Annotated in this window: 3 protein-coding genes; all 3 read left to right on the forward strand. The window is 59.4% G+C overall.

Going from position 1 to position 3195, the window contains the following annotated elements:
* Positions 1–205 precede the first annotated feature (205 nt).
* Positions 206–637, forward strand: coding sequence for an Lrp/AsnC family transcriptional regulator (locus QK291_RS18905; RefSeq protein ID WP_282384386.1), 432 nt, complete (start codon positions 206–208; stop codon positions 635–637).
* Between the two features lie 173 nt (positions 638–810).
* A complete protein-coding gene (locus QK291_RS18910; RefSeq protein ID WP_282384388.1) occupies positions 811–1842 on the forward strand; it encodes an ornithine cyclodeaminase in 1032 nt (343 codons plus the stop codon).
* A 7-nt stretch (positions 1843–1849) separates the two neighbouring features.
* Positions 1850–2836 carry an arginine deiminase-related protein gene (locus tag QK291_RS18915; protein ID WP_282384389.1) on the forward strand — a complete coding sequence of 329 codons (987 nt, stop codon included), beginning with the start codon at positions 1850–1852 and terminating at the stop codon, positions 2834–2836.
* Positions 2837–3195 lie beyond the last annotated feature (359 nt).

Genomic DNA, 3195 nt, shown 5'->3' on the forward strand with positions numbered 1-3195 from the left:
CTCAACGACCGCCCACGAAAAGTTCTAGGCTTCTACACGCCCCGGGAAGCATTCAACCAGCTACTCAACGACAACGTTGCTTAGACGAGTTGACACCGCCCTGCATTCACACTACGGCCCAATAATGTGCACCCTCAATTGCGGAAATGCCTCCATTTCGTCGAAAAAATGCTCATATTGCCGGGGTCGCCTGTACGTTGTGTACATGACATCCCTTACTGAACTTGACCGGCAGCTCCTTTCCGCTCTGAGGGAAGATGGCCGGGCTTCTGTGGCAAGCCTTGCCCGCACACTGGGTGTCGCCAGGGCGACGGTGAATAGCCGCCTTGATCGCCTTCTCACCTCTGGAACCATCGTGGGCTTCACAGCCAGGGTCCGCGATGAAGTGGATCCTTTGGCCCTTCACGCCATCACCCTGATCGCAGTGGAGGGCAGGTCGGCCAACAAAGTGATCCGCGAGCTGCGAGGTTTCCCCGAAATCCGGTCACTGCACACCACAAACGGCGGTTGGGACCTCGTCGCGGAGCTGCGCACGGAAAGTCTCAGCGGCTTCGACAACGTGCTGGGCAGGATCCGGGGTGTCGAGGGGATCGTCAACAGTGAGACGAGCCTGTTGCTCAGTTCCGTGTTGAGATAGCCCGTTATGCCCCGCCTGCTGCCCGAGGGAGACAAGACTAGCGAAGTGTAAAAACCTGTTCAGCATTCTGCGTATCTTTTAGCCAGAAAGTAATCTTTTCGGTCATTGTGGATGCATATCGTAGCCGCATACGGTTGGGGCATCGATTGTTTACAAGGAATGAGGAATGGAAAATGACACGGTTTGTCGATGTCCACAACATGGTGCGGTGGGTCGCCGGTCGCGGACCGGAGACGATCATCTCCGAGATGATTGGCTACCTCGAGGACGACTTCCGCCGCTGGGAGTCCTTTGACAAATCCCCCCGCGTCGCCAGCCATACCCCGTTTGGAGTGATTGAGCTGATGCCCACGAGCGATCACGAAACCTACGGTTTCAAGTATGTCAACGGGCACCCGTCGAATCCTGCCCGCGGCTTCCAGACGGTGACTGCCTTCGGCGTCCTCGCCGACGTCCACAACGGGTATCCGACGTTCCTGACCGAGATGACCGTGCTGACTGCCCTGCGCACTGCGGCGACCTCGGGTATGGTCGCGAAGAAACTTGCCAACCCGGGTTCCACGGTCATGGCCATGATGGGAACCGGCAGCCAATCCGAATTCCAGGCGCTGGCATTCAGGGCCGCCCTTGGGATCACCACGCTCAGGGTTTGGGACACGGACCCGGCCGCAATGGAGAAGTTCGTCCGCAATATCTCGCCTCTGGGCTTTGAGGTCATAATCGCGTCTTCGGCCGCCGATGCAGTGCAGGGCGCTCATGTCATCACGACCTGCACCGCCGACAAGGCCAACGCCACCATCCTCACGGCCGACCTTATTACCCCCGGCGTCCACATCAACGCCATCGGCGGGGACTGCCCCGGAAAGACCGAGCTCGACGCCGCCATTCTGGAACTCGGCGACGTTTTTGTGGAGTACATCCCCCAGACGCGCATTGAAGGCGAGATCCAGCAGATGGCCTCTGATTTCCCCGTCACGGAATTCTGGCAAGTTCTGGGCGACCGGGCCCCGGGGCGCACAACTTCGGAACAGATCACGATTTTTGACTCCGTCGGCTTCGCCATCGAGGATTTCTCCGCGCTGCGCTACGTCCGTGATGCCGTCGACGGTTCGAATTTCTTCGAAGAAATCGACCTTGTGGCCAATCCGGAGAACCCCAAGGACCTCTTCGGCCTCGTCAGTGTGCTCTCACCCATCGGATCCTAAGCCCACCATGTCGGTCCAGGCTCCCCGCTCGGTTATCCTCATCCGTCCCCACCGGTTCACTCCCAACCCGGCAACGGCGGCTGATAACGCCTTCCAGGTCTCCGGAGACTACCCGGACCCGGACGTGCTTGCCGCTGCCGCACACGAAGAGGTAACCCGCCTCGCCAAGGCACTGGAAGCCTCTGGCATCATCGTGCACCTGTTCGAAGATCATGACCACATACGCCCGGACAGCGTCTTTCCCAACAATTGGCTCTCCACCCATGCCGGCGGCCACGTCGCGGTTTTCCCGATGTACACCCCGAACCGCCGGCACGAACGCCGGGCTGACGTCCTTGAACTCCTGAAAGCCCGCTATCGGGTCCAGGACGTCATTGATTACTCCGGGCTGGAGCTGGACGATGTGTTCCTCGAGGGCACCGGGGCAATGGTCCTGGACCACCAGGAGCGTGTCGCCTACGTTGCCAGGTCCCACCGGGCGGACCCGGTGGCCCTGGAACGGTTTTGCACGAACTTCGGCTACGAGCCAATGGTTTTCGACGCGACAGACTCCAACGGCACTGCTGTATACCACACGAATGTGATGATGTGCGTCGCAACGGAGTTCGCGATGGTGGGACTGGATCTAATCAGGTCAGAGTCCCGCCGGACCGAGGTTGCGGAACGGCTGAGATCAGGAGGGCGGACCGTTGTCGATCTTTCCCACCACCAGATCCGCGAATTTGCAGGAAACGCCATAGAGCTGCAAGGCATTCACGGGCGCGTTCTGGTCCTGTCCCACAGGGCGTTCCGGAGCCTCACCGAAGCCCAAAAGGAACTCATGCAGCGCAGCTGCACCCTTCTCCCTATCGATGTACCCACGATTGAACTCGCCGGAGGCTCCGTTCGATGCATGATCGCCGGAATCCATCTCAGCCCCAGACGAGCATCGGACCCCGGGCTGCAACACCAGGAACCCAACGCACTGGCCAACCCGGAAGTTCTGCCTGTTTAGAAACAGACCGCTCTTGCAGCCCTCGCGCGGGGCCGGACCTAGGACCAGGAGAGCTGGAAGCTTTCTCGACAAAATGCCACTGTTGCCCTCATTTTGCATCTCACCGTGAGCATAGCCAGGGAATCAGCGTGACCATCCGGGTCTGGTTATGGCAGTTTGAGTGGGGACAGCTCCCACGGCCAAACAGCGAGGACAGCGACGCCGGATACCCAGATGTTAACGCAAACCCAAAACAGGGCCATTAGTGCCATTTGAAAACGGGGCCACTTGTTGTTCGTTCTATTGTGCCGTACCGGCGGTGGGCTGGTGTTTTTTGAGTCGGTAGCTGTTGCCTTTGAGGCTGATGACGTCGGCGTGGT

Origin of the sequence: Arthrobacter sp. AL12, assembly GCF_029960645.1 — a bacterium.
Lineage (GTDB): Bacteria > Actinomycetota > Actinomycetes > Actinomycetales > Micrococcaceae > Arthrobacter.